General features: G+C 50.6%; 28 protein-coding genes. 1 reads left to right on the forward strand and 27 read right to left on the reverse strand.

Annotated features, from left to right (window positions below):
• Nucleotides 1-46 precede the first annotated feature (46 nt).
• The 18 genes from KNP82_RS13980 to metG form a co-directional block, all read right to left on the reverse strand.
• The gene (locus KNP82_RS13980) at nucleotides 47-583 is read right to left on the reverse strand and encodes a S1 domain-containing RNA-binding protein (protein WP_029594406.1); all 537 of its coding nucleotides are present in this window, start codon (nucleotides 581-583) and stop codon (nucleotides 47-49) included.
• Between the two features lie 75 nt (nucleotides 584-658).
• Complete coding sequence (locus KNP82_RS13985; protein ID WP_214716299.1) at nucleotides 659-1,033, reverse strand: FtsB family cell division protein; 375 nt, start codon at nucleotides 1,031-1,033, stop codon at nucleotides 659-661.
• 45 nt (nucleotides 1,034-1,078) lie between these two features.
• On the reverse strand, nucleotides 1,079-1,351 hold the full coding sequence (locus KNP82_RS13990) for an RNA-binding S4 domain-containing protein (protein WP_021065741.1): 273 nt from the start codon (nucleotides 1,349-1,351) through the stop codon (nucleotides 1,079-1,081).
• Nucleotides 1,348-2,763, reverse strand: a complete 1,416-nt coding sequence (gene yabN / locus KNP82_RS13995) for a bifunctional methyltransferase/pyrophosphohydrolase YabN (protein ID WP_214828459.1) — start codon at nucleotides 2,761-2,763, stop codon at nucleotides 1,348-1,350. Before yabN ends, KNP82_RS13990 begins: the two co-directional genes overlap by 4 nt.
• Nucleotide 2,764: 1 nt before the next feature.
• Nucleotides 2,765-4,312 carry a polysaccharide biosynthesis protein gene (locus KNP82_RS14000; RefSeq protein ID WP_214828462.1) on the reverse strand — a complete coding sequence of 516 codons (1,548 nt, stop codon included), beginning with the start codon at nucleotides 4,310-4,312 and terminating at the stop codon, nucleotides 2,765-2,767.
• The gene (gene mfd / locus KNP82_RS14005; protein ID WP_214828465.1) at nucleotides 4,296-7,820 is read right to left on the reverse strand and encodes a transcription-repair coupling factor; all 3,525 of its coding nucleotides are present in this window, start codon (nucleotides 7,818-7,820) and stop codon (nucleotides 4,296-4,298) included. The genes KNP82_RS14000 and mfd overlap by 17 nt, the downstream gene beginning before the upstream one ends.
• Nucleotides 7,821-7,865: 45 nt before the next feature.
• Nucleotides 7,866-8,423: an aminoacyl-tRNA hydrolase gene (gene pth, locus KNP82_RS14010; protein WP_214756921.1), complete on the reverse strand. Its 558-nt coding sequence runs from the start codon at nucleotides 8,421-8,423 to the stop codon at nucleotides 7,866-7,868.
• A 55-nt stretch (nucleotides 8,424-8,478) separates the two neighbouring features.
• Nucleotides 8,479-9,435: a ribose-phosphate diphosphokinase gene (locus KNP82_RS14015; RefSeq protein ID WP_021065746.1), complete on the reverse strand. Its 957-nt coding sequence runs from the start codon at nucleotides 9,433-9,435 to the stop codon at nucleotides 8,479-8,481.
• A gap of 45 nt (nucleotides 9,436-9,480) precedes the next feature.
• Nucleotides 9,481-10,836, reverse strand: a complete 1,356-nt coding sequence (glmU, locus tag KNP82_RS14020) for a bifunctional UDP-N-acetylglucosamine diphosphorylase/glucosamine-1-phosphate N-acetyltransferase GlmU (protein WP_021065747.1) — start codon at nucleotides 10,834-10,836, stop codon at nucleotides 9,481-9,483.
• 184 nt (nucleotides 10,837-11,020) lie between these two features.
• A complete protein-coding gene (spoVG, locus tag KNP82_RS14025) occupies nucleotides 11,021-11,320 on the reverse strand; it encodes a septation regulator SpoVG (RefSeq protein WP_021065748.1) in 300 nt (99 codons plus the stop codon).
• 135 nt (nucleotides 11,321-11,455) lie between these two features.
• Complete coding sequence (purR, locus tag KNP82_RS14030) at nucleotides 11,456-12,280, reverse strand: pur operon repressor (protein WP_021065749.1); 825 nt, start codon at nucleotides 12,278-12,280, stop codon at nucleotides 11,456-11,458.
• Between the two features lie 73 nt (nucleotides 12,281-12,353).
• Nucleotides 12,354-13,217 carry a 4-(cytidine 5'-diphospho)-2-C-methyl-D-erythritol kinase gene (gene ispE / locus KNP82_RS14035; RefSeq protein WP_034796941.1) on the reverse strand — a complete coding sequence of 288 codons (864 nt, stop codon included), beginning with the start codon at nucleotides 13,215-13,217 and terminating at the stop codon, nucleotides 12,354-12,356.
• Nucleotides 13,218-13,317: 100 nt separating this feature from the next.
• Nucleotides 13,318-13,554: a Veg family protein gene (locus KNP82_RS14040; protein WP_021065751.1), complete on the reverse strand. Its 237-nt coding sequence runs from the start codon at nucleotides 13,552-13,554 to the stop codon at nucleotides 13,318-13,320.
• Between the two features lie 82 nt (nucleotides 13,555-13,636).
• Nucleotides 13,637-14,515: a 16S rRNA (adenine(1518)-N(6)/adenine(1519)-N(6))-dimethyltransferase RsmA gene (gene rsmA, locus KNP82_RS14045; protein WP_021065752.1), complete on the reverse strand. Its 879-nt coding sequence runs from the start codon at nucleotides 14,513-14,515 to the stop codon at nucleotides 13,637-13,639.
• Nucleotides 14,512-15,072 carry a ribonuclease M5 gene (rnmV, locus tag KNP82_RS14050; RefSeq protein ID WP_214799962.1) on the reverse strand — a complete coding sequence of 187 codons (561 nt, stop codon included), beginning with the start codon at nucleotides 15,070-15,072 and terminating at the stop codon, nucleotides 14,512-14,514. The genes rsmA and rnmV overlap by 4 nt, the downstream gene beginning before the upstream one ends.
• On the reverse strand, nucleotides 15,065-16,360 hold the full coding sequence (locus KNP82_RS14055) for a ubiquitin-like domain-containing protein (protein WP_353049068.1): 1,296 nt from the start codon (nucleotides 16,358-16,360) through the stop codon (nucleotides 15,065-15,067). The genes rnmV and KNP82_RS14055 overlap by 8 nt, the downstream gene beginning before the upstream one ends.
• Before the next feature lie 14 nt (nucleotides 16,361-16,374).
• The gene (locus KNP82_RS14060; protein WP_029594400.1) at nucleotides 16,375-17,142 is read right to left on the reverse strand and encodes a TatD family hydrolase; all 768 of its coding nucleotides are present in this window, start codon (nucleotides 17,140-17,142) and stop codon (nucleotides 16,375-16,377) included.
• 53 nt (nucleotides 17,143-17,195) lie between these two features.
• Nucleotides 17,196-19,157 carry a methionine--tRNA ligase gene (metG, locus tag KNP82_RS14065; RefSeq protein ID WP_214756926.1) on the reverse strand — a complete coding sequence of 654 codons (1,962 nt, stop codon included), beginning with the start codon at nucleotides 19,155-19,157 and terminating at the stop codon, nucleotides 17,196-17,198.
• Between the two features lie 329 nt (nucleotides 19,158-19,486).
• Between metG and KNP82_RS14070 the strand changes: the two genes are divergently transcribed.
• Entirely contained in the window at nucleotides 19,487-19,780 is a 294-nt protein-coding gene (locus KNP82_RS14070; protein WP_012727742.1) for a transition state genes transcriptional regulator AbrB, read from the forward strand.
• Nucleotides 19,781-19,796: 16 nt separating this feature from the next.
• Here the strand turns inward: KNP82_RS14070 and rsmI are convergent, their stop codons facing one another.
• The 9 genes from rsmI to KNP82_RS14115 all read right to left on the reverse strand — a co-directional run bounded on the left by rsmI (nucleotide 19,797) and on the right by KNP82_RS14115 (nucleotide 26,306).
• Nucleotides 19,797-20,666: a 16S rRNA (cytidine(1402)-2'-O)-methyltransferase gene (gene rsmI, locus KNP82_RS14075; protein ID WP_214828471.1), complete on the reverse strand. Its 870-nt coding sequence runs from the start codon at nucleotides 20,664-20,666 to the stop codon at nucleotides 19,797-19,799.
• Nucleotides 20,638-20,916 (reverse strand): GIY-YIG nuclease family protein, encoded by a 279-nt coding sequence (locus tag KNP82_RS14080; protein ID WP_021065758.1) that lies wholly within the window; start codon nucleotides 20,914-20,916, stop codon nucleotides 20,638-20,640. Before KNP82_RS14080 ends, rsmI begins: the two co-directional genes overlap by 29 nt.
• A complete protein-coding gene (locus KNP82_RS14085; RefSeq protein WP_021065759.1) occupies nucleotides 20,909-21,643 on the reverse strand; it encodes a tRNA1(Val) (adenine(37)-N6)-methyltransferase in 735 nt (244 codons plus the stop codon). The genes KNP82_RS14080 and KNP82_RS14085 overlap by 8 nt, the downstream gene beginning before the upstream one ends.
• Nucleotides 21,644-21,708: 65 nt before the next feature.
• Entirely contained in the window at nucleotides 21,709-22,044 is a 336-nt protein-coding gene (yabA, locus tag KNP82_RS14090) for a DNA replication initiation control protein YabA (RefSeq protein ID WP_029594398.1), read from the reverse strand.
• Nucleotides 22,045-22,067: 23 nt separating this feature from the next.
• Nucleotides 22,068-22,898, reverse strand: coding sequence for a PSP1 domain-containing protein (locus KNP82_RS14095; protein ID WP_021065761.1), 831 nt, complete (start codon nucleotides 22,896-22,898; stop codon nucleotides 22,068-22,070).
• A gap of 6 nt (nucleotides 22,899-22,904) precedes the next feature.
• Nucleotides 22,905-23,915 carry a DNA-directed DNA polymerase gene (locus KNP82_RS14100; protein WP_021065762.1) on the reverse strand — a complete coding sequence of 337 codons (1,011 nt, stop codon included), beginning with the start codon at nucleotides 23,913-23,915 and terminating at the stop codon, nucleotides 22,905-22,907.
• A complete protein-coding gene (locus KNP82_RS14105; RefSeq protein WP_029594397.1) occupies nucleotides 23,915-24,244 on the reverse strand; it encodes a cyclic-di-AMP receptor in 330 nt (109 codons plus the stop codon). The genes KNP82_RS14100 and KNP82_RS14105 overlap by 1 nt, the downstream gene beginning before the upstream one ends.
• Nucleotides 24,244-24,882 carry a dTMP kinase gene (gene tmk / locus KNP82_RS14110; RefSeq protein ID WP_029594396.1) on the reverse strand — a complete coding sequence of 213 codons (639 nt, stop codon included), beginning with the start codon at nucleotides 24,880-24,882 and terminating at the stop codon, nucleotides 24,244-24,246. The genes KNP82_RS14105 and tmk overlap by 1 nt, the downstream gene beginning before the upstream one ends.
• Nucleotides 24,883-24,884: 2 nt before the next feature.
• Nucleotides 24,885-26,306, reverse strand: a complete 1,422-nt coding sequence (locus tag KNP82_RS14115) for an aminotransferase class I/II-fold pyridoxal phosphate-dependent enzyme (RefSeq protein ID WP_021065765.1) — start codon at nucleotides 26,304-26,306, stop codon at nucleotides 24,885-24,887.
• Between the last annotated feature and the right edge of the window lie 156 nt (nucleotides 26,307-26,462).

Here is a 26,462-nt window from a genome sequence, read left to right on the forward strand (position 1 = left end):
GAAGACCGTCTATCGTTACGAGTAGAAGCTGATGGTTTACGAAGGGTTACCCGCGCTTGGCTCCACGTCCACCGCGTTTTGAGTCGGTTTGACGTTTTAACGTCGTCAAGCGCTCGTCGCTGTCTTTCAAGAACTTGCTCATCAACGTATCGAACGTTTCTGGCTCACGGCGTACTTCACGACGTCCGCCGCCGCCACGTGGACCGCCACCGCGTGGACCGCCGCCACCGCGTGGGCCACCTTGTCCTGGACCACCTGGGCGTGGGCCGCCTTGACCCGGGCCGCCCGGGCGTGGGCCACGAGAGAAACGCTCGCCGGCTGGACGCTCTGGACGTTCACTGACAGGGCGATCGACGGCCTTTTTGATAGACAACCCGATTTTGCCATCTGTTTCGACGTTCAAGATTTTGACCGTCACTTCTTGACCGACCGTTAGCACTTCATTGATGTCTTTGACGTAAGAATCTGCCACTTCACTGATGTGCACCAAACCCGTTTTGCCATTTGGAAGTTCTACGAACGCTCCGAAATGCGTAATCCCTGTAACCTTACCTTGTACCTTGCTTCCTACTTCAATTGACATAAAATAATGTACTCCTTTTTTTGATTGATTCCCTACAATTATACGAGTCGATTCGTCAACGGTCAACGAACCCACTTATTCCTCTGGTGAGAAGTAAAAAATAATCTCGCCATCTTTCGAGAACAACAGCTCGTTGCGCGCTAGATTGGCGATGTATTCTTCGTCTTGTAAACGTTCGACCTGCTCTTTCAGTTCTGATTGTTCGTCCTTCGTTTCCTGAAGTTCGACTTGCGCTTCATTTTGTTTCCGTTCTTGCTCGGACACATATCCGACTTTCGAGAAGTAACTCTGACCGATGAAGACAACCATTAACAAAAAGAGAAGTGAGGCCGCAGCCAGGCGGCGTCGAAGATGGATACGTCGCCGGTTCTGTTCTTTTTCCAGCTGTTCTCTCCGTTCATCAAGAGCCCGAATCCGCTGTTTGCGTTCCATCGGGTTACGTCCATTCATCGAATCACCTTCCTCCTGTCCTGTTACGTTCAGTATACCTTTTTTTTACGCTTCCGTACCACTGTTCACCTTTTCTTCTTTGAGCAAGCGGTACATTTCTTTCGCATCCTCTTTGCGGGCATGCTCGGCAATCGAGTCAATGACGACCGTGACGAGCTTGTTCCCGAATCGAATTTGTAACTCATCACCGACTTTGACGTCGGTGCTCGCTTTCGCTACTTGTCCGTTCAATTGAATCCGGCCTTGGTCGGCGACTTCTTTCGCCAACGTACGCCGCTTAATCAAGCGGGATACTTTCAAAAACTTGTCTAGTCTCATATTCCCTTCTCCTTCGCTTCATCCCAGAGCCGATCCATCTCTTCGAGCGTCATCTCTTCGAGGGAGCCGTTCGCTTCAATGTATTCGAATCGTCTCTTAAATTTTTGATTGGTTCGTTCGAGCGCCTGCTCGGCGTTCAACTTGAAATAGCGCGCCACGTTGACGATTGAGAAGAGGACATCCCCAAGTTCTCGTTCATCTTCAGGCTGACTTCTCCACTCGTGGAGTTCTTCTTCCAATTTCTCGAACGCACCTTGAACATCGTCCCATTCGAAACCGACTTGCGCAGCTTTCTTCTGCAATTGCTCGGCCCGCATCAAACCAGGTTGCGTCATGAGAACTCCGTCTAGCTGCGATTTTCTCTTTTCCCCTTTTTCCACTTGTTTAATCGCATTCCAATTCATCACCACTTCATCGGCATCATCGACCGTCACATCCCCAAACACATGAGGATGACGGCGGACCATCTTCTCACTGACGGTGCCAATGACGTCTCGAATATCAAAATAGCCTTCGTCCGCTCCGATTTGGGCGTGGAGCATGACTTGAAGCAACACATCACCGAGCTCTTCGACAATCGCATCATCGTCTTCCGTATCGATTGCTTCAATCAATTCGTACGCTTCTTCGAGCAAATATTTGCGGAGCGACTCATGCGTCTGTTTCCGGTCCCACGGGCAGCCGTCCGGACCGCGGAGCGTCGCAATGATGTGCTTCAACGTCGAAAATTCGCGCGCCAAATGCGTCTCGTCCGTCAATGGCGGCACATAGAGCGTCGTCAAGTTGTCGACTTCTGCCACGCGGTCCATCTCATAGAGCGGGATTTCACTGACCCGCTCATGTTTTGTCCCAGCGGCTGTCACGAGTTTGACGATATGCTCATCCGGATATCGTTCCATCAATTGGACTTTCACGTCTCCGGCCACAAACCCGTCATACACTTGACCAATCAATACGTGTTGAGTCACTTGAATCCGTTCGACATCGAGCGCCGTCGCATCGAGTAATTGGAAGCCGTTGATTGGATCGATGCGGAGGGCTTGGAACATGGCGTCCAAAAAGCTCTGACCGCCGAGGAACGTGACGTCCGCACCTTGTTCGACGAGCAACTCGACCGTCCGCTCCGCCACGAACGGATGTCCCGGTACGGCATAGGTGATGGCTAGCTCTTCACTCTTTTCAAGCAACGTCTCAACGATTTGTCGGTAGACGTCCTCGAACGTGTCACTCGCTTCGTAAATCGCATCAAACGATTCGAACGTCACGCCTTCCGCCTCAAGTTCGCTGACGACAGGGTGTTCTTTCGTGCGCAACCAAACGAGCGGTTGCTGCTTCAAATGACGATAGACACCGAGCGGTAGTTGATCAAGTTCGCCAGACCCGAGGCCGACGACCGTAATTCCGTAACTCATATCAGTTCTCCTTTTTTTCTAGCAGATTGATGAGACGACCTCCGAACGGAATCATTTCCCATTCTTCTATCGTCAAAATTTGTTCTTTCCATAACCGCCAGACATAAATGCCGGCCCCGAGCACGAGCATGAAGACGAGCCAGATGAGGGCATCGAGACGATGCGTCAGGCCATCCAGCGCCATGACGTTCAAGCCGAGCAAGATGACACCCATCGGCGCCACCGCTTTGACGAGACGTCCATAATGTCGAAACCGGAGCATGCCGAGCGGGATGATTTGATCGAGCCGATTGAAATTGAACGCGGCCATCGCTAAAAAGGCAATCGAGGTCCCGAGGGCAGCCCCGGCGATGCCATAGTAAGGGACGAGCCACAAGTTGCTGCCGAGCTTCACGCCGATGGCGAGAATCATACCGACAGCAGCTGTGCGTTCCCGATCAATCGCCTGTAGACACGTCATGCTCGCCACGGCAAGCGACGCGGCGAACGTACTCGTCGAGAGCAAGACGAGCGCTGTCGTCCCGGCCGCGTTCTCAAATAGCGCGACATTCAACGGGAACATGACACCCATCAAGCCGATTGTGGCCGCAGCTGCGACCGTTGTCGTCACGCGAATCATCGAACTGAGTCCGGAAGAGGTCGCTTCGATACGACCGGCACGATAATGCCGCACCAAGTTCGGGACGTTTGCCATCCCGAGCGCCGTCGTGAAAAGAATCGCGAATTGAACGAGCGGATAGCCTCGGTCAAATACCCCTTTGCCGACTTTCGCCGCATAATCCCCGCCCATCAGATTGACAACCGTGAACGAGTCGACGAGTTGCATCCATAAAATCCCGAGCGAGGCGAAACCGACGGCAAACCCCGTCGTCAGTAAGATTCGAAGGACAGACCGCAACGTCGTGGGTTGTACCGGTACGAGCCGTAACTGCTTCGCCCATAATGACAAGATGACGATGGCGATGACACCTCCGACGAGCGTCGCCCCATACGCGTATCGACTGAGTGTATAGGCATCTTGACCGAAGCGCACGCCAATCAACAAGGCGACGAGCAATACCGTGACGCGAACGAGGTTCTCGAGCACTTGAGAAATCGCACTCGGCCGCAAGTCATCGACGGACTGAAACGAACCGCGGAGGACCGCCAAAGCTGGCATGAGTAAATAACTCAGGCTGATGATCCGCAGCGTCGGTGCGAGTTCCATGTCCCCGAGGAGACGGGCGATGACAGGTGCTAGCATCCACATCGTGACGACAAGGATGACGGCTAAACCGAGCAAGGCGTAAAAACTGCCCCATAACACTTCGAGCTTTCGCCTCGGTCCATGTGCCCCGACACCGATTTTGGCAATCACGACCGGCATCGCATACATGCCGAGCGAAGCGACGATCGCGGCAAATGGATACACCGTCTGATAGGCATACAACCCGAAGTCTCCGGCGATATTTTGGTAAGGCACTCGGTAAGCGAAACTGATGAACTTTGAAAGATAGCCCGCGAGCGCAAATAAGACGACGCCGGTCGCAAACTTACTTGGCGACCGCATGCGCCAACCTCTTCACGAGCTCCTCAAGCACCGTATCGGCATCGTTCAACAGTTCGACGACCGGCATGCGGCCACTGAGCGACAATTTGAGGGCACCGTTGTCTTGTCCGACACCGAGTTTCCGACCGAGCGGCATCGTCCATTCCATGAATGACGGTACGTCGAGCGCCGTCGTCGATTCGAGCGACAATACCATCTCGATGCGGCCCGGAGACTGTTTGATGCGTGCCACTTTCGCCATCTCGCCATAGATGCGCAGACGCGTCAGTTGGATGAGGAGCGCGACCGGTTCCGGGAATTCGCCGAACCGTTCAATCAACTCGTCCTGGAGGGCGAACAACGCTTCTGGTGTATCGACGTACTTGAAGCGTTTGTACATCTCGATTTTCAATTCGCTGTCCGATAAATAATCGTCCGGAATGTACGCATCCGCTTGGAACGCGATTTCTGGTTTGAAGACGACTTGTTTCGCCTGTCCGCGCATCCGGTCTTTCCGTTCCTCGATGGCTTCGGACAACATTTGTGAGTATAAGTCGAATCCGACCGAATCAATGAATCCGGACTGTTGGGCCCCGAGCAGATTGCCGGCGCCGCGAATCGATAAGTCGCGCATCGCAATCTTGAACCCGCTCCCGAGCTCCGTGAATTCTTTAATGGCCTGTAGCCGGCTCTCCGCGACCTCGGTCAAACGCTTATCTTTCCGATACGTGAAGTAGGCGTAGGCAATCCGGTTGGAACGCCCGACACGTCCGCGCAACTGATACAGCTGTGACAGCCCCATCTTGTCCGCATCGTGGACGATGAGTGTGTTCACGTTCGGGATATCGATGCCGGTCTCGATGATCGTCGTCGAGACGAGCACATCCGCTTCCCCTTCTAGGAAACTGATGAGCTGGCTCTCGAGTTCTGTCTCGGTCATCCGACCGTGTGCCGTCGCAATGCGTGCCTCCGGTAACAAAGCGCGAATCTCTTCTGCCTTCCGCTCGATGCCTTCGACGCGGTTGTAGAGGAAGAATGCCTGTCCGCCTCGCGCGAGTTCGCGCTCAAGTGCTTCCCGCAAGACGATACCATCGTATTCCATGACATACGTCTGCACCGGGTAGCGGTTCTCCGGCGGTGTCTCGAGTACCGACAAGTCCCGGATGCCGATCATCGACATGTGGAGTGTCCGCGGAATCGGTGTCGCCGTCAGCGTCAAGACGTCGATATTCGTCTTCAACTGCTTGAGCCGTTCCTTGTGCTTGACCCCGAACCGCTGCTCTTCATCAATGATGACGAGACCGAGGTCGGCGAACGTCACATCTTTCGACAAGACGCGGTGCGTCCCGACGACGACGTCAATCGTCCCTTCTTTCAAGCCTTTTTTCGTCGCCGCCATCTCGCTTTTCGAGCGGAAGCGGCTCATGACAGAGACGTTGATTGGAAATTCACTGAACCGTTCGAGCATCGTCTCGTAATGTTGTTGCGCCAGCACGGTCGTCGGCACGAGGAACGCGACTTGCTTCCCGGCGAGCACGGCTTTGAACGCGGCTCGAATCGCCACTTCCGTCTTGCCGTAACCGACATCGCCGCAAAGGAGACGGTCCATTGGCCGCGACCGTTCCATGTCCGCTTTGATTTCGGCGATGGAGCGGACTTGGTCTTCTGTCTCTGCGTACGGGAACGAGCTTTCGAACTGGCTCATCTCTTCGTCATCACCTGGGAACGCATAGCCGACGGACGCTTCACGCGCCGCGTACAGCTTGATCAGTTCATCGGCGATGTCTTCCACCGATTTGGCGACTTTCGATTTGACCTTCTTCCACTCGGTTCCGCCGAGTTTGTAAATCTTCGGCTCTTTACCTTCGGCCCCGACATACTTTTGAACGAGATCGATTTGATCGACGGGGACGTACAGCGCATCGTCGCCGGCATAGACGAGATGTAAGTAGTCTTGATGAATGCCGCCGACTTCAATCGTCTTGATGCCTAGGTACTTCCCGATTCCGTGATGGATGTGGACGACATGGTCGTTCGGCTTCAATTCTTGGTAACTTTTAATCCGTTCGGCGTTCGTCAAATTCTTCGTTTGACGTTTCCGCTTCGTGACGCGCTTGAACAGTTCTTCTTCGGAAACGACGACGAGACGGCTCGTCGAGAGTTCAAAGCCGCCTTCGATTTGGCCGATCATAACATGGACGTGACGCGGCAACAGCTCACCGTCCACATTTGTGAACGTGGATGAGATTCCATAATCGTCAAGCAACTCCACTACTTTATCGGCCCGTGTTTGATCGCCTGCCAAGAAGACGATGCGATGGTCACCTTGTTGCCACCGTTCGACTTCTTGTTTCAATAAGTGCATCTGGCCATGAAACGCCGGGAGCGGGCGACAGCTGAGGTGGACCGTGTTCGTCTCCGGAATTCCGGACCGTCGTGACGGCAACAAGGAGAACGCGACTTGCTTCAACGTACGGAATACTTTATGCATCGGGACGGCGAGCGTGTAGTTGCTGACCGACTCCCCTCGTTCGATGAGCGACGAGAACCATTCCGCTTCTTCGCGGTCTTGCACGTCGGCAGCATCTTCAATCCGTGCCACTTCATCTAACATCAACACCGCTTCCGCCCCAACATAATCGAGGAGCGTCGAGCTATACAGGAGCGGTGTGTACTTCCCAACTTTTTCAGGAGCCTCGCCTCGACCGAACTGTTCGATGTCCCGGGCAATTCCATCTTCGAGCGCTTGCCGGATCGTCTCGGTCTCGACGAGCGAGAGCGTCCGCTCGTATTGACGTTCGAGTGCTTGTCCGGCCTGCTGCAACTGGTCGCGTGAGGCGATGAACTCGGTGGCGGGTGGGATGACCGCTTCGCCGACGACACCTAGCGAACGCTGTGTCTCGGCATCAAACGTAAAGATGGAATCGACTTCGGTGTCGAACAAATCGATACGATACGGGCGCGCTGCCGTGAGCGGATAAACGTCTAAAATACTGCCGCGGACGGAGAATTCACCCGGTGCGGTCACGGTGGCCGTCCGTTCATAACCGAGCGTAATGAGCGTCTCGGCGAATGGCTTTAAATCGAGCTCTTGTCCAGGTTTGATGTGATGATGGCTCATCTTCCAGTCTGACGGGTTCGGGATATAACGGCGCAAGCCACCGAGCGGCACGACAATGACGCCTCCCGTTTCGTCAAGGAGACGTGTCCGAGCCTCAATCCGAGCGGCCAGCAATTCTGGGCTCGATGTGAGGGATAGTTCGCCAGCGAGCGTCTCATCAATCGGATAAAGCAACGTTTTGCTCGGACCGATGAGCGACTCGAGTTGATCGTACATTTTTTGTGCTTGATACATGTTATGCGTGACGACGACGAGACGTCTTGGCGAATTTTTCGCCAAACCCGCCAATACAAGCGCCTTGGCACTTGTCGTCAATCCGGTGACGAGTTGTCGATCGACTTTTGGCAACCGCTCCCGAATCACGTTCGTCTCAGGTAACGTCACCATGAATTTCTCTAGAGCATTCATTTGTTTTCCTCCACCTCATACGACAAAAAAGGGTACGTTGACCCTTTAGTTATATCGATTCATGAGCGCAATCCATTCAGTATCCACAAAATCGGTTGCGGCGGACACAGCTTGATCGAGCGTATCTTTTAATTCTGACATGTCTTCTTTACGGTAGTTCATAAGCACCCAATCGACCACTTTAATCGGATGCGGCGGACGGCCAATCCCCAGTTTCAGACGTTTAAAGTCTTGTGTGCCTAAATGCTGAATCAACGACTTGATGCCATTATGTCCGCCGGCACTGCCTTTCGGACGGAACCGCAGCTTTCCTGGGACCATGTCCAAGTCATCATAAATGACGAGCAAGTCGTCAATCTCAATCTTATAATAATCTAAAATCGGACGGACCGACTCGCCTGATAAATTCATATACGTGAGCGGTTTGACGAGGACGACACGTTCTCCATTGATTCTTCCCGTTCCAATCAATGCTTTAAACTTGGCTTCATCGAGTTTGATCCCATGCTTGTCTGCAAGGCGATCAATCGCCAAAAATCCGACGTTGTGACGGGTCATCTCATACTTTTTGCCTGGATTCCCGAGGCCGACGATACATTTCATCTTATTCCTCCTGAACAAAAAAGCCCAAAGGCGAACGCCTTCGGGCCTCGTTTTTTTAATCGAACAGTGTGCTCACCGATTTGTGCTCGTGGACACGCATGATCGCTTCTCCAAGCAAACGGGCAACCGACATCTGCTTGATTTTGCTTGAACATTCGCGACCTTCTAAATCGATCGTGTTCAAAACAACAAGTTCCTTGATTGACGAGTTGTCGATCCGTTCCATTGCCGGTCCAGATAACACTGGGTGTGTACACGAGGCGTACACTTCTTTTGCACCAGCTTGGACGATGGCATCGGCCGCGAGCGTGATTGTTCCAGCTGTATCGATGATGTCATCGATCAAGATGGCCGTCTTGCCTTCAACGCTGCCAACGATGTTCATGACTTCAGCCACGTTCGCTTCAGGACGACGCTTGTCGATGATGGCGATTGGAGCCTTCAAGCGTTCGGCAAGCTTACGGGCACGCGTGACGCCACCGTGGTCCGGTGAAACGACGACAATGTCTTTCGCTTTAAATTCATCTGTCTCAAAATACGTCGAGATGAGTGGAACACCTAATAATTGGTCTACTGGGATATTGAAGAAACCTTGGATTTGAGCAGCATGCAAGTCCATCGTGATTAAACGCGTGGCACCTGCAACCGTCAATAAATCAGCGACAAGTTTCGCTGTGATCGGCTCACGTGAGCGCGCCTTGCGGTCTTGGCGAGCGTAACCGTAGTATGGCATGACCACGTTAATCGTCCGAACCGATGCTCGTTTCAACGCATCGATCATGACGAGTAACTCCATGAGCGTTTCGTTCACCGGTGAGCTCGTCGATTGAATGATGTACACATCATCGCCTCGCACGCTCTCCTCGATGTTGATGTAAAGTTCTCCGTCGCTAAACCGCTTCACTTGGCAATCGCTGAGCGGGATGCCAATTTCCTTGGCAATCTCTTCGGCGAGTGGGCGGTTTGAGTTTAAGCTAAATAGGCGAATTTCACGTTCATATACAGTAGACATGTTTAGGATTCTCCTCCATCGTTTTCCATAATAATAGGCAGCAACTTATCGTTTCGTGTAACCTTCTTTATTCGTTTGGCGTTCGCGTGCAATCGCAAGCGCCTCTTCAGGAACGTCATCCGTGATCGTCGAACCGGCTGCTACGATTGAGCCTTTTCCGACTTTCACCGGAGCGATCAAGTTCACATTGCAGCCGACGAATGCATCGGCTTCGACGACCGTTTCGAACTTGTTCTTGCCGTCATAGTTGACCGTGATCGAGCCACAGCCGAGGTTGACGCGTTCCCCGATCGAAGCATCTCCGATATAGCTGAGATGTGATGCTTTCGCACCGTCTCCGAACGTTGATTTTTTGATTTCCACGAAGTTACCGACGCGCGTATTCGCGCCGAGGACTGCTTGTTGACGAAGGTGGGCGAACGGCCCGACCTGTGCTTCAGTTCCGACACGGCTGTCACTTACGACCGATTGACGAACCGTCGCACCGTCTTCGATGACGCTATTGCGGATATCTGAATTTGGACCAATCACGCACTCTGAACCGATAATCGTTTTCCCGAGAATGACCGTCCCTGGATAGATGATCGTATCCGAACCGATGACGGCATCTGGTGAGATGTATGTCGAAGCTGCATCCATGAATGTGACACCTTCACGCATGAGGCGTTCGTTCGTCCGCTTGCGCATGACCGCTTCAGCTTGTGAGAGAGCGACACGATCGTTGACGCCGATCGTTTCATCGAATGTCGGCGCCGTGTGTGCTGCCACGACTTCGCCTGCTTCTTTCGCAATCGAGATGACGTCCGGCAAGTAGTACTCGCCTTGAGCGTTGTTATTCCCGACTTGCTTCAATGCATCAAACAAGAGCTCGTTATCGAACACGTACGTTCCGGTGTTGATTTCACGAATCTCTAGTTCAGTGTCAGACGCATCTTTATGCTCGACGACTTTTGTGACATTTCCGTCTTCCCCGCGGATGACGCGGCCATATCCAGTCGCATCATCAGCAATCGCAGTCAACACGGTCACTTTTGCCTGTTGCGCCTCGTGATGGGCCAACAACGCCTCGAGCGTTTCCGCTGTCAATAGCGGTGTATCGCCGCAAACGACGAGCGTCGCGCCAGGTTTGCCTGCGAGTTCAGCTTCTGCCATCTGTACCGCATGGCCCGTACCGAGCTGTTGTTCTTGGACCGCATACTCCACGCGTGAGCCCAACGTCTCTTGTACCGCTTCAGCCCCATGGCCGACGATGACGATTTGACGACTGACCCCGATTTTGTCGAGTTGATCGACGACGTGTTCGACCATCGGTTTTCCAAGGACCGGATGAAGTACTTTATAAAGCTTCGACTTCATGCGCGTCCCTTTACCTGCTGCCAAAATGACTGCAAAACGATCCATTCTTGATTCGCTCCTATCTCATATCGACTGTAATGTACTCAAATGTTCGGTTTTTTATACATTCAAACCTTATTTACACCGTATCTACTATATCGAAACCATGACGCGGTTTCAACCGTTGTACCTATTCGTAACCAATGAAACGTAAAAAGGCAGCGGAAGGATCCCCATCCGCTGTCAAATATTACTCGTTCATGGCATTATATTGGGCTTGCGTCTCGGCGATGGCGACGTCCTCTTGACCGTACGCCTCTAAAACGGCAGCCTCGACTTTCTGACGCATATCTCCATTAATCGGGTGAGCAATGTCACGGAAAATCCCTTCTGGCGTCCGCTTGCTCGGCATCGCTACGAACAGACCGGTACTCCCTTCAATGATTCGAAGGTCGTGTACCACAAATTCGTGGTCGAGTGTAATGGAGGCCAGTGCCTTCATTCTACCTTCCGTCGCGACTTTGCGAATTTTTACGTCTGTGATCTGCATGTTTCGCATCCCCTTTTCATCGTTGTCTGGACCGTGGTGTACTTTCTAAAAGGCTGAGATGATTCCAAGCGAACCGATTGAATTCGTACGAATCTTATACCCTTTCATCATAAAACGAAATCAATTTTTTGCCAATCACTTTAAGAACTGTTCGACGTTTCCACGCGAAATCGTGACGAGACCTTCATCCGAGTCGACGTTCGTCAATTTCATTAAACTGACGTATTCGCTCACCATTTTCTTCTCGGCGCCTTCTGCTTCCATAAGTACGCCGACACCGGCAAGGTTCGCTTCGAACTCGTTCAAGAGACTCATCATTCCGCGAATCGTTCCGCCAGCTTTCATGAAATCGTCAATCAACAGCACGTTCGCGCCACGTGGCAAACTGCGACGCGCGAGCGCCATCGTGCGAATCGCCTTCGACGAACCGGAGACGTAGTTGATACTCACGGTCGAACCTTCGGTGACACGACTATCGGACCGAACGATGACAAACGGTACCCCGAGTTGCTCGGCTACAGCGTAGGCGAGCGGAATCCCTTTCGTCGCAATCGTCATGACGACATCGACTTTCCGATCAGCGAACACCGAGGCGAATACTTGGCCCATCGGCTTCACTTGACGCGGGTTACCGAGGACGTCTGTCAAATAGAGATAACCTCCTGGGAGCAACCGTTCTGGCTTCGACAACTGTTCACATAGCCCGTCGATCATCGAGAGCGACTTGTCTTTGCTCCACCCTGGGATGAACATGACGCCACCGGCCGCTCCTGGCACCGTGACCAGTTTACCCGTGCCATCGTGGGCCAACATTTCACTGACAATGACCAAATCTTCACTGATGGATGACTTGGCTGCTTTATAACGGCTCGAAAACATCGATAACGAGACGAGCTGGTGCGGATGGTCCAGCAAATAACGGGTCATATCAACGAGACGACCACTTCTACGAATTTTCATACGGATTCCCCTTCACTTCTTCAATAATAGACGAATGTTCTAAACAGAATATATCATTCTCATTCGTCTTTGTTCAATGTTTTTTGCCGAGAATCCGAACGACGAACACTTCAGGACAAAATCCTTTCAGCCCGTTATAGACACGATGTGCTTTTTGTTCATGCTCAATTAGTGCGAATACGGTCGGACCACTTCCACTCATGAGCACCCCATCCGCTCCGCAGTGGAGCATCGTTTCTTTGATTTGGCGAACTTCCGGATGAAGTTCGAGCGTGACCGCCTCGAGGGCATTGCCTAAGTTTGAACAGATGCCGTCAAAATCACGATCACGAATCGCCGTGACCATAGCCTCGGTGTTTGGATGCACAATCTTCTCCATCTCTACCGCGCGATAGACGTCGGCCGTCGATACCCCGATTTTCGGTTTCGCCAAGACGACGTAACACGGTGGCGGTGACGGGATTGTCTCTAACTGTTCACCGCGTCCGCGCGCGATGGCTGTTCCCCCCATGACACAAAACGATACGTCCGATCCGACGGCGGCCCCAAGTTCGGCCAACTCTTCTAACGACAGGCCGAGATCGAACAGGTCGTTCATACCTCGAAGCGTCGCGGCAGCGTCACTCGATCCGCCAGCTAGCCCTGCCGCGACCGGAATCTGCTTATCCAATACGATTTCGACACCTTGCTTGATGCCAAATCGCTTCCGCAACAACTCGGCTGCACGATACGCCAAGTTCCGGTGGTCATTCGGCACATAGGCATGTTCAGATTGAATCCGAATCTCGTCTGTATCAAGGACGGTCAATTCCAGTCGATCCGATAAATCTACTGTCGTCATTACCATTTCTACTTCATGATAGCCATCTGCCCGCTTCCCAAGGACGTCAAGCGTCAAATTGATTTTTGCCGGCGCTTTCACACTGATCGTGCGCATATCGTTCACCCTTCCCATGTATCTCCTGTTCGCCATTGTACCGTAAACGAGCGCACAAAAAAAGAAGCAGCTGCCAATGCATCCGCCTCTCATTTATCGTTCAATTGCTGAATTCAATTTTAACTGTATCCGTTAGGACATCAGCGTAGCTATATGAGACACGTTCCACGTTATGATGGTCTTCATCCAATTTGACGACGAACACCGCGGGATACGTCTCAACGAGCGTTCCAAACCGAGTAACGACTTTCTTACGACCGCCGTTTGCTTTCAACGTCAATCGTTCTCCAACATGCGATTCGAGTTTCTGTCTGATTTCTTGCAACGTCTTTGGCATACGCTTCACCTCACTGTTACAAGTATAACACATTCAGAAATGAAAATAAAGATTAATATTATATCGATTCGCTATCCGGTCGTCAACTGTTTTTAAGTGGTAAAATTGTGTCCGCTAACCGTGCAAACTCTTCAAGCGAAAGCGTTTCGCCTCGCCGTTTTGGATCGATTTCAGCCTCACCCAAGAGACGTTCGATTTCCATTTTTTTATCTTTGCCCAGGTGATTCGTCAAGTTATTCAAAATCGTTTTCCGACGTTGCGCGAAACTGGCACGGGCAATCTCAAAGAAGAAGGCTTCATCCTTCACGTCGACCGCCGGTTTGGGGCGCATCTTCAACGTGATGACCGCTGAATCGACGTTCGGCGCCGGCATGAACACACTTTTCGGGACGATAAAGCTCACGTTCGCCTCTGCGTAATACTGAATTGCAATCGAGAGAGAGCCGTATGCTTTCGTCCCAGGCTTCGCTCCGATCCGCTCGGCAACTTCTTTTTGAATCATCATGACGAGTGAACGGAACTTGATTTGGCTTTCCAGTAAACGCATGATGATTGGCGTCGTCACGTAATACGGCAAGTTCGCCACGACCGAGATGTCTTCGATACCTTGACTGAAAAACTCACGCTCGACGATGGATTGAATATCGAGCTCGAGCGCATCGCCGTGGATGACATGCACGTGTGGATAAGGAGACATCGTGTCTTCCAAAATCGGAAGCAGACGTTGGTCGATTTCGAGGGCGACGACCTTTTTAGCCCGCTTGGCAGACTGTTCCGTCAATGACCCGATACCGGGACCGATTTCGAGCACCCCGCTCGCCTCTCCCAGCTCCGCGGCGTCCACGATTTTATTCAAAATATTTAAATCGATTAAAAAGTTCTGCCCAAGCGACTTTTTAAACGAGAAGCCGTGACGTTCTAGAATTGATTTCGTGCGTTGAATTGTGGCGATGTCTTTCAATGATTTTCCTCCTCTAACTGAGCCAGTGCTCGTTCCCATTCTTCAATCGTGACCCGTAACGCTTCCACACGTTTCACAAACTGTTTCGCGTTCGGTTCACCAATGCGAAGTAACACCCCGAGTCGTTTGCGCCGCCGCGCCGCGTCTGGTCCGCCAATCAAATCGGCTTCGAGCACCATCTGACGGGTGACGAGCGGCATGTCCATCTCAACCCGCTGTTCATACAACGCTTCGAGCACACGGCGAATCGTCGCGGGAGAAGCATGCTCGACCCCGATTTTACCGCGCTTGTCTTTCGCTTCGGCTCGAGGGAGATAGGCATGCTTGCACCCTTTGACTTGCTCCTCGACGATGGCCCGGATTCGGTCACCCGGATAATCCGGGTCCGTCAAAATAATCACGCCCCGTGTCTCTTGGGCACGTTTGATTCGCTCGATTGTTTGCTTCGAAACGGCCGACCCGTTCGTCTCAATCGTATCGACGTCATACACTTCTTGTAGCCGCGTCGTGTCGTCTCGACCTTCGACGACAATCACTTCTTGTATCTTTTCACGCATCATCAGTTCCTTCTTTCTCTTCTTGCTTGGGGATGACCCAAATCGTGAGTGGCTGACGCCCAAACGTCACTGCCTCATCTTTCGAATCCATCATCACATCGATTTTATTGCCTTTGATGGCACTGCCTGTATCTAAGGCAATCGCCATCCCAAACCCTTCAACGTACACGCGTGTGCCGAGCGGGATGATGGCTGGATCGACTGCAATGATTCGCATGCCTTCATACAGAATCGTGTCCGTCACATCATAACCGCTGCGCGTCAGTACCCTGCCGTCAAACGTGATCGTATCTTCCGCATTGTTCGTATACGCCGTCGCCTCGACGAGAAGCTGTTTCGCAGAGGTGAAATCTAAGACGTCCTCGGCTCGAGGCGTCTCTTCGATTTTAATCTCTGCTTCCTCTCGAAACGGGCTCGACGGTTCGGTCGTTGCCGTCTCCTCTTGTTCTTGCTCGGTCTCTTGATTCGCCTCTGGTTCAGTTACGATTCTCGTTCCAAGTTTTATGATTTGAGGGCGCACGGTTCGCAGCGTTTCCACGCTCGTTTCGGTCCGATTTGTAATTGTACCATTTTCCACTGTCAGTGCATACCGCGTCCGTTCGAGTCCAGGGACACCGACTTGAACAACCTCGGTTTCTCCGAGCGCAAGCGTGTCGTCCTCTTCTCTGACGATTTCAAATGGGATGAGTCGATTCTCATACTGCACGACGTCTCGACTCACGTTGACCGTGATTGTCATCCCGTCTCGCACTGGTGTCGCCAGAGCCGGTTCGACAGTATCCTTGTCAGAAACCGTCACATTCGCCTCCTGTAGCGCCTGCTCGACAGTTTGAGCCATCGTATGAACCGTCTTCGCCTCAGCGCCGACAATGACATCGAGTGCGACGACAGGCTGATACCGGATGGTCATACCCGATGTAATCGGGGTACGGACGCCCGGGTACACATCGTCCCCGTCACGGACACTCACTCCATAACGAAGCAACACGTCTTCGACAGTCCGTTCACGCGTCTCAACCGTTTCGATTTGTCCGTAACCAATTTGTAGCGAGACGGTACGGGCCCGCTCAATCTGAATAACTCGGTCGAGCGGGATATCCGCACTCAAAGCCGGCGTCACGACGTCTGACTCGTCAACGACAATCCCCGTCTCTTCAAGCACATCTAACACCGACTCGCCCCGACTCTCATGCACCATCGTCACTCCGTCATCGATGATGGTGACAGGTTCTGGTTGCATCGCCATATAGGCGAACACAGCGGTGGCCACGACGCCGACGCTTAACACGATCCGTCTGAACATCATGGGAGACGGAACAGGCGCTTCGCATTAGCGGTCGTCGCCTCAGCAAGTGCGTCGTAAGACATGTCACGTAGCGATGCAATCTCTTCGGCGACATACGTGACGTAAGCCGGTTCGTTCCGCTTGCCACGGAACGGCGTCGGCGTTAAATACGGACAGTCTGTCTCTACGAGGAGTCGATCGAGCGGGACTTGTTGTGCCACCGCTTTCGGTACTTTCGCATTCTTGAACGTCACCGGTCCCCCAAGAGAAATATAGAAGTTCAAACGCAGACAGCGCTCCAACAGTTCGACGGACATGCTGTAACTATGGAACACACCCCCGACCTCTTCGGCGTGTTCTTCCTCTAAAATATCGAGCACGTCGGCGGTCGCTTCCCGATTGTGAATCACGATCGGCATATTCGTCCGTTTCGCGATGGCGATTTGTTGCCGGAACACGCGCTGTTGAACATCTTTAGGTGATTTGTCCCAATGATAGTCGAGCCCGATCTCCCCGAGCGCCATCACTTTCGGATGATCCATCAACGTCTCGATTCTTGCCAAGTCGGCCTCCGTGCAATCGACGGCGTCGACCGGGTGCCAGCCGACGATCGCGTAAATGTCTTCATACGTTTCCGCGAGCTCGATGGCACGCGTGATGGTCGGATTGTCGAACCCGACGACGAGCATCGGGGAAACGCCCGCAGCACGAGCTCGTTCAATCGTCGCTTCGACGTCTTCATTGAACTGTTCTGCATTGATATGTGTGTGTGTATCAATCAACATGATAGTTCCTCCTTGTATAGACAAAGAGGGAGACCGAAGTCTCCCCCAAACGATTATTTGACGATGGCCCCGTTCGGCATATTCTCAGATACGGTCGCAAGTTCAAGCTTGCCGTCTTTATCAGCCGCTAAAATCATCCCTTGTGACAATTCGCCACGCAGTTTGACCGGCTTCAAGTTGGCGACAACGATGACTTTCTTGCCAACCAAGTCTTCCGGCGTATACCATTCCGCGATACCCGAGACGATTTGACGCGTCTCCCCGCCAAGATCGACTTGAAGTTTCAACAACTTCTTCGCCTTCTTGATTTTATCGGCTTCGACGATTTGGCCGACGCGGAACTCGACTTGGTCAAAGACGTCAATCGTGATTTCCGGACGCACGTCCTCATCTTCGACGTCGCCCGCTTCCGCTTCGGCTTCTTCGACACGAGCTTGCGACGCTTGACGCATCATTTCTTGAATCGCATCGACTTCTTCTTTGACGTCACGACGCGGGAAAATCGGTGTCCCGTCTGTGACGACGGCTCCATCGAAGGCTGCGAACGTATCGAGCGCTTCCCATGACATATCTTTTCCTTCGAGACCGAGCTGACGGAACATCTCTTTCGGCGCCCGTGTCATGAACGGCTGAATCATCACCGCGACGTGACGGAGGACGCCGGCGAGGTGAGTCATCACCGACGCCAGTTCGTCATGCTTCGTTTCGTCCTTCGCGAGAACCCACGGTTGCGTCTCATCAATGTATTTGTTGGCACGGCTGACGAGTTGCCAAATGCTTGTGAGCGCTACCGAAAACTCCATGTGTTCCATAGCCGCTTCCGTCTTCGCTTTCGTCTCGTTGACGACTTGAAGCAATGAGGCATCGAATTCCGTTACATTGCCCGCATAAGCAGGAATTTCACCATCAAAATACTTCTTAATCATGGCCACGGTCCGGTTGAGCAGGTTCCCGAGGTCGTTCGCAAGATCAAAGTTCAAGCGATCAACGAACGCTTCCGGTGTGAACGTGCCGTCTGCCCCGAATGGAACTTCACGAAGAAGATAGTAGCGGAGCGAGTCGAGTCCGTATCGGTCGATCAGTGGAATCGGGTCGACCACGTTGCCTTTTGATTTCGACATTTTGCCGTCTTTCATGAGCAACCAACCATGTGCGAAAACTTGTTTCGGTAACGGGAGGTCAAGCGCCATGAGCAACGCTGGCCAAATGATTGTATGGAACCGGACGATCTCTTTTCCGACCAAATGGACGTCGGCTGGCCAATAGCGGTTGAACAACTCGTCGTTGTCCGACCCGTAGCCGAGGGCAGAGATATAGTTCGTAAGGGCATCGACCCATACGTATACGACATGCTTCGGGTTCGATGGGACTTGTACACCCCAGTCAAACGTCGTCCGTGAGACAGCCAAGTCTTGAAGACCCGGCTTCAAGAAGTTGTTGATCATCTCCGTTTTGCGCGATTCTGGCAAGATGAAGTCAGGGTGCGACTCGAAGTACTCGATCAAACGATCCGCATACTTGCTGAGACGGAAGAAGTAACACTCTTCGCGTACGAGTTCGACTGGGTGACCGCTGTCCGGGCTCTTCCCGTCGATGAGCTGAGACTCCGTATAATACGTCTCATCAGGAATCGAGTACCAACCTTCATACTCTCCGAGATAAATATCATCATTTTTAAGAAGCGTCTCGAACACATGCTCGACGACAGCTTTGTGGCGTGCGTCTGTTGTACGGATGTAGTCGTCATATGAGATTTCGAGACGGTCCCATAACACTTTGATGTCTTTGACAACTTCATCCACGAACGCTTGCGGTGTCACACCGGCTTCTTTCGCTTTTTCTTGAATTTTTTGACCGTGTTCATCCGTCCCAGTCAAATAACGAACGTCAAAACCTTTCAAACGCTTATAGCGCGCGATCGCATCGCCGGCCACCGTCGTATAAGCGTGACCGATGTGTAGTTTGGCACTCGGATAGTAAATCGGAGTCGTAATATAAAAAGTAGGCTTCGCCATTGTATGTTCTCCATCCTTTCGACATTTGCAATTTCCATTATACACGGTTCGACAAAAGAATTTCCAAACCAATTGTTTGGAATTTTTTTGTTGTTATCTCATAAAATATGTTCCAAAAAAACCCTTTCTTTGTTTCAGGTCCTAACTTTCGGGGAATTTTAGGTATATATCGCTCCTACATCGTCATTTTTCGAAAATGTAGATTTCCAATAGTAAGCAGTTGACTGCAATTGGAAAGTTTAGTATGCTTTTTGCTGTAGTAACATTGTCGAATTTTGACGACTCATGTCACCAAGAGATTTCGACACCATTGGAGGAGGAAACACAAAATGAAATCTACAGGTATCGTACGGAAAGTTGATGAGCTCGGTCGTGTCGTCATTCCAATCGAATTGCGCCGCACACTCGGGATCGCTGAGAAAGATGCACTTGAAATCTACGTCGACAACGATCAAATCGTGTTGAAAAAATACAAACCGAACATGACTTGCCAAGTGACGGGCGAAGTATCGGATGACAACTTCAAGTTGGCTGACGGTAAATTGATCCTTTCACCAGAAGGCGCACAACGCGTTCTCGTCGAGTTGAAAAACATGCTCGAAAATTACTATAGCGAAGAGTAAGCAAGGGATTCCTTGCTTACTCTTTTTTGTCGACTTGATGATACGCGTCATACACTTCACTCCGTGACAGACCCCGCTCTTTAGCGGCTTGTTTAATGGCAGCGTTCGGTTTTAAGCCATCTTCAATGTAACGGTCGACGTGCTCGAGGGGCGATAGTGCCTCCCACCAATCGTGTGTCGGTGCCGCTTCCGTCGATCCTTCCACCATGACGACGAATTCGCCGCGTACTTCGCCTTCGCACCAGACCAACGCTTCTTCTACCGTCCCTCGTAAAAACTCTTCAAACGTTTTCGTCAACTCTCGTCCGAGAACGAGTTGCCGGTTGCCGAACACGTCTTGAATCCCGGTCAGCATCTCTTTTAACCGATGTGGCGCTTCATAAAAAATGATAGTGCCCGGTTCATATTGTAAGGATGACAACACATCGAGGCGCTCTTTCTTTTTACGGGGCAAGAATCCATAATACAAAAACCGCTCGGTCGCAAGACCAGAGGCGATAAGAGCCGTCAATGCTGCGTTCGCTCCAGGGAGTACGACGACGGCGAGCCTCGCTTGAATGGCCAACCTCACGAGGTCACTCCCAGGGTCTGAGATACCCGGCATGCCAGCGTCTGAGACCACGGCGACCGACTTGCCCGCCTCGATATCTTCGATTAAGCGAGGGCCACTCACGTGCTTATTATGCTCATGGTAGCTGACCAGTTTCGTCTCAATGCCGAAATGGCGACAGAGTTTCATCGTTTGGCGCGTGTCTTCAGCCGCAATCAAATCGACTTCTCCTAAAATTCGAACCGCCCGATACGTCATGTCTTCTAAATTTCCAATCGGCGTCGGCACAACATAGAGCGTGGGCCCATCAGTCTGGTAACTTTTCTGTGAGTTCATTACTCGTTCCCTCCATCAATTGCTGTTTTTGAGCCCGCGTGAGTTGTTTGATGGACCATTCGTACTGCATGGCTTCGCGTTTGGTCGCAAACGACCTGACATATCGCAACGTCACCGGGAGACGAGCCCGTGTATATTTCGCACCTTTTCCGTTGTTATGCACTTCCATCCGCTTATCCACATCCGTCGTATATCCGGTATAGTACGTGCCATCGTTGCACTCGAGAATATAGGCAAAGTGCTTACGCATCGAGGATTGCCCGCATGTCGCTCGTATACGTGTCATCTTCCTCATAAACGATAAACGGAGGTAAGATTGTGAGCCCTGCTTTTCCATCTTTCGACCCCTCTATTAACAATGTGTTCGCGTCTCGACCTTGCTTCGGATAAACGAGTTGCATTCGCTTTGGTTCAATCCGATACGCCCGCATGAGCGTCAGAATGTCGAGTAATCGTTCTGGACGATGGACGAAGGCCACTTTCCCACCCGGTTTGACGAGTTGACTGGCTGAACGAATACAATCTTCTAGAGTGCAAAGGACTTCATGGCGTGCAATCGTATGATGTTCATTTTGATTGCGTAACGATGTCTCGTTCGCCAAAAAATAAGGGGGATTGCACGTGACAACATCGTAACGGGCATGTCCTAATCGACTGGCAGCGGTTTTCACGTCCCCTTCAACGATGTGGAGCCTCTCGTCCAACTCATTGATGGCAATGCTGCGATTGGCCATGTCGACGAGGCGAGGCTGGATTTCAACACCCGTGACCGTCCCTTTCGTTCGATATGATAAAAAGAGCGGAATCGCCCCCGTGCCGGCGCACAAATCGACGAGCTTCCCTTTTTGAATCGGCACCCATACAAATTCGGCGAGTAATACGGCATCCAATGAAAATGAAAAAACGTCATCACTTTGAATGATCTTGCCGGGACGCCCTAACAAATCATCAAGACGTTCACCTTGTTTAACAGTCACGCCATTTCCCTCCTACATAACGTACAAAGGCGACGGACGGGAATACCCCCGTCTATCGCCCCTTATTAATGTTTATTTAGCATCGACATGCAGAAGAGACAGTCTCCGTCTTTTCTAACTTGTCCATAATGCAAATTACAAATGTGAAATCCTTCTTGGTATAGCGCCGCCAGATTGTTCTGTCCTTTTCCGGACAACGCAATTTGGGGATTCCCATCAGGCGTCTCGACTTCTGCAAGTTGCTCCACTTTTTCACGCAAATGATGGTTTTCGAGATACATGTGTTGGTTTTCTTCGAGCAAATAGGCGAGTTGCTCTTTGAGCACCCCTAAATGCTCCGTCAACAATTGCATTTGTTGCTCGATCGCATCGACCCGCATCATGACTTCCTTTTTATCCATTCTTTCCACTGCTCAGCACCCCATCACTGTTTCGACGGTTTTCGTTTGACTGCACCGACCTCGACGAGCTCGTCGATTGTATACGTCACAACACGGGTCCGATCATTCAACTCGACTTGAATCAATTGATCCAAGATATTGAGACCGATGACACGTCCGTCACCTTCTGGAATTTTGATTCGTTTTCCGACGTCTGGTAAATCCCGCTTCAATTCTTCATACGTATCATTCTCGTATTTCAGACAGCACATGAGACGACCACACACACCGGAGATTTTATTCGGATTCAAGGATAAGTTCTGATCCTTGGCCATCTTAATCGATACCGGCTCAAATTCCCCTAAAAACGAGGAGCAGCACAACACACGACCACAAGGCCCGATTCCGCTCAGCAGTTTCGCTTCGTCCCGAACTCCAATTTGACGGAGTTCGATTCGGGTGCGAAACACACTTGCTAAATCTTTGACGAGTTCCCGAAAATCAACGCGCCCTTCTGCCGTGAAATAAAAGATGACTTTATTACGATCAAATGTATACTCAACATCTACTAACTTCATTTCAAGTCGATGTTCACGAATTTTTTCTTCACAGACGGCGTGAGCGTCAAATGCTGCCAATCGATTGTCTTGAACGATTTCGGCATCTTTTTGATCGGCGACACGAAGGATTGTCTTTAACGGCAATACTACTTCGTCTTCACCCAGTTGCTTACCAACTTGGACGACTTCACCGTATTCGATGCCTCGTACCGTCTCTACGATGACATGGTCTCCACGTTCAAGCGTTGCTTCGCCTGGTGAAAAGTAATAGATTTTTCCCGCTTCTTTAAAACGGACTCCGACTACTTCAAGCACGCTCTCCTATCCTTTCTGCAAATCGAACGTTAACCGTTCGAACGTTAATTGAGGATTGACGTTTGCCTCAAGCCGTCGAATCGCCTCATGGACAGATTCAATAGCATGGACGATTTTATGAACCGGACGATCTTTTACAAACGCGGTATATAGCGCTTGTTCTTTCGTAAACAACTCCGGAACATAGTCTGTTCGCACTTTGAAGTGGAGCGCTTGCTCCAACCAATTTCCGAACAGCTCGAGACCGACTCGCAATTCATTCCGCCCTTTAAAATGACCGAGCCATTTTTCTTGGGCGAATAAAAGCAATTCTTGCGGGCGTTTTGTCAACACTTCAACTAATTGTACCACTAGCCCATACGCCTGTACAAACCAGTCGTTGTGAAGCGCCTCACGGGCGTCTTCGAATTTCGGATATGTCTCTAAAGCAAGACGTGCTAAATCGCTCGTACATTGCACGTCTGCGACCAACGTTTCCACAAGCCGTTCTCGATCAATCGGTCGAAACACTAAATGCTGAGCCCGCGAGCGAATGGTTGGTAATAAGAGTTGCGGCTGGGTCGTGACCAAGATGGCCAGTTTCCCAACGCCCGGTTCTTCGAAAAATTTTAAGAGACTGTTGGCCGCCTGAGGTGTCATTTTATGCGCTTGATGAATGACATATATTTGACGGTCCCCTTCTGCTCCACGTAGCGACAAGTCGCTCAACAATTGTTGAACTTGTTCTTTTTTGATACTGGCCCCATCCGGTTCCACTTCCATATAGTCGACGAGGTTCCCCGAATCCATCCGTCTACAGTTTCGACAACTGCCACACGGCTCTACTCCGTCAGGCGACTCGCAAAAAAGGGATTTTGCAAACAGTTGCGCCGTCTCAATTAAATAAGGTTCATAATCTCCTGAGAAAATATAGGCGTGACCCACCTTTTGAGCGACAATCGAATTTTCAATCACTTTGGCGATAACCGTTTGAGATTTCGCTAACTCTTGAAAGCTCATATTCGTGACCGTTCCCATTAAAACTGATGGAATCCTTCAATCGGCAAGACGAACACAGTCGCTCCGCCAACTTGTACTTCTACCGGATACGGAATATATGAATCAGCGTGACCGCCCATCGGTGAAATCGGCGTGATCATTTGATCTCGGCTCGAGCAATTCGATTTGATTAGCGCGAGCAAATCATCTAACCGTTCTTTTGGTACACCAATCATGAACGTTGTGTTACCTTCTTTCAAAAAGCCTCCCGTTGTGGCTAATTTTGTTGCGCGGAAGTCCTCTTCGATTAAAGCATCTGACAACCGAGCACTGTCCTTATCATGTACAATCGCGATTACCATCTTCATCATTGCGTCACTCCTCTTTCATTTAATCGTTCTAACGTAATGTCTAACACTTCATCTTGAATCATTTCAATTGTAGCGTTCGCATCGATACGAACCATCCGATCCGGATGTTGTTCTAATATTTTTTTGAACCCATCGTATACGCGTTGATGGAAAGACTCATCTCGGCTCTCGATACGGTCTAATTGACCTCGATCTTTCATGCGACGACTCGCTTGATCAGGGGTCAAATCAAAGAGGAAAGTCAAATCGGGTTTAATCCCGGCCGTTGCCCACTCGTTCAGTGATAGAATTTGATTCAAATCATATTGGAGTCCATATCCTTGATAGGCAATCGAGGCATCGACAAATCGATCACACACAACAATCGCCCCTCGTTTAAGAGCAGGTCGAATCACTTGATCGATGTTTTGGGCACGGGACGCGGCATACAGCATCATCTCGACGCGTGGGGTCATTTCATCATGTTCTGGTGATAATAAGACCTCTCGAATACTGTTTCCGACTTTGGTCCCTCCTGGTTCTCGAGTGACGACTACTTCGTATCCTTTTTCAGTCAATGAACGAACTAACAATTGCAACTGCGTGGTTTTCCCCGAACCGTCGGGACCTTCTACAGTAATAAACATACCTTTCACGATTAAAACTCCTCTACGATAACATCAATTTGTTTCATCATAACATGCCTACTCGCTTGCAGGTTCCGTCCTAGTGAAATCCATTCATTCAATACTCTAATTTTCTCGTGTGTGATGACTTCTCCTCTTAGTATCCACGGAATTCCTGGTGGATAAGGGATAACAGTTTCTGCAGCGACGGCTCCTATTGCTTGTTCAAACGATTTGCGAATGATATCTGCATCATCTGAAATAGCATGCAACACCGAAACACGTTCTGTCATCGGGTAAGGATAAATTGTTTCATCTTCGACAATGAGCGGGACATGTTGTGATGCATTTTTAATCAGTTTTACCCAATGTTGAATCTCTTGGCTTTTTAATTCCCTTAACGGCAGGCAGAATAACACATGATCTTCTGCAGCTAGTTCCGCATCAATACCGATTGACGCCAAATGTTGACTAAAGATGAGACCATTTTTCGGATATGTCAGTACGGTCATTTTGGTAAAATCATCGCCCACTTTGATTGAAAAGCCAGCTCGTCTCATTTCCATGATGAATGCGAAATGACTTTTTTGAATATGTGTCCAATCTCGTTCACTCAAATTTTCGAGATACTCTCTAGCGTAATCGAGTGAAGCCATAATCAAATAAGACGGACTAGACGTTTGAAAAGAAGAGAGTGCATGAAATAAACGTTTCTCATTAATCTCTTCCTTATAGTGGACCCAAGCACCCATCGTGAGCGCTGGAAGGGTTTTATGAGCAGACTGGACAACGGCGCTAGCTCCTTCGAAAATAGCGGATCGCTTTGGAAATGTAGGATGAATCAAATGAGCGCCATGTGCTTCATCAACTAAGAGAGGAATATGCAACGGACGCAAATAAGCACTGATCTCCGGGATGTTTGCCATATCTCCGTAATAAGTAGGAGACGTCAGTAGGAGGGCCTTCCCACCTGGGTACTGCGTGACAGCATCTTGAATTGTTTCTAATGTGACGACAGTCGGTAAACTGCTCCCTCTATCTAATTCAGGAGTGAGTAAAATGGGTTCTAAACCGAGCCACTCAATGGCGTTCCACACGGATTTGTGGGAATTACGTTGTACATATACTCGTTCTCCCCGTTTCACAGTTGCTGCCAACAGACTCCAGTTTCCCGCCGTTGACCCATTCACTAACCATTTACTTTTACTTTGATAAAGAGATCCTAGCGCCCTCTCTCCTTCTAGAATAATACCTTCAGCATGGTGTAAATCATCCAAGTGTCCGAGTTCTGTTAAATCGTACGGCATTATTTTTTGAAATACAGTCGGAAGTTTCTCATCTCTTACTGTTCCATTGTGATGACCAGGTACATGAAAAGAGACACGATCTTCGCGTACATGTTGCTCCAATGTTTCCATAAATGTGAAAGGATTATGTTTAGGTTTTCGAGTCATATAGGCAACCTTCCTATCCGAAATAGATGCGACTTATATACAAAAAGAGACGATCAAGCGGATGCTTGATCGTCTTTCGCGTTGGCCTGGCAACGTCCTATCCTCACAGGGGGAGACCCCCAACTACTTTCGGCGCTGAAGCGCTTAACTTCCGTG

Source organism: Exiguobacterium sp. s26, from assembly GCF_018618235.1.
In the GTDB taxonomy this organism is placed as follows: Bacteria; Bacillota; Bacilli; order Exiguobacteriales; family Exiguobacteriaceae; genus Exiguobacterium; species Exiguobacterium chiriqhucha.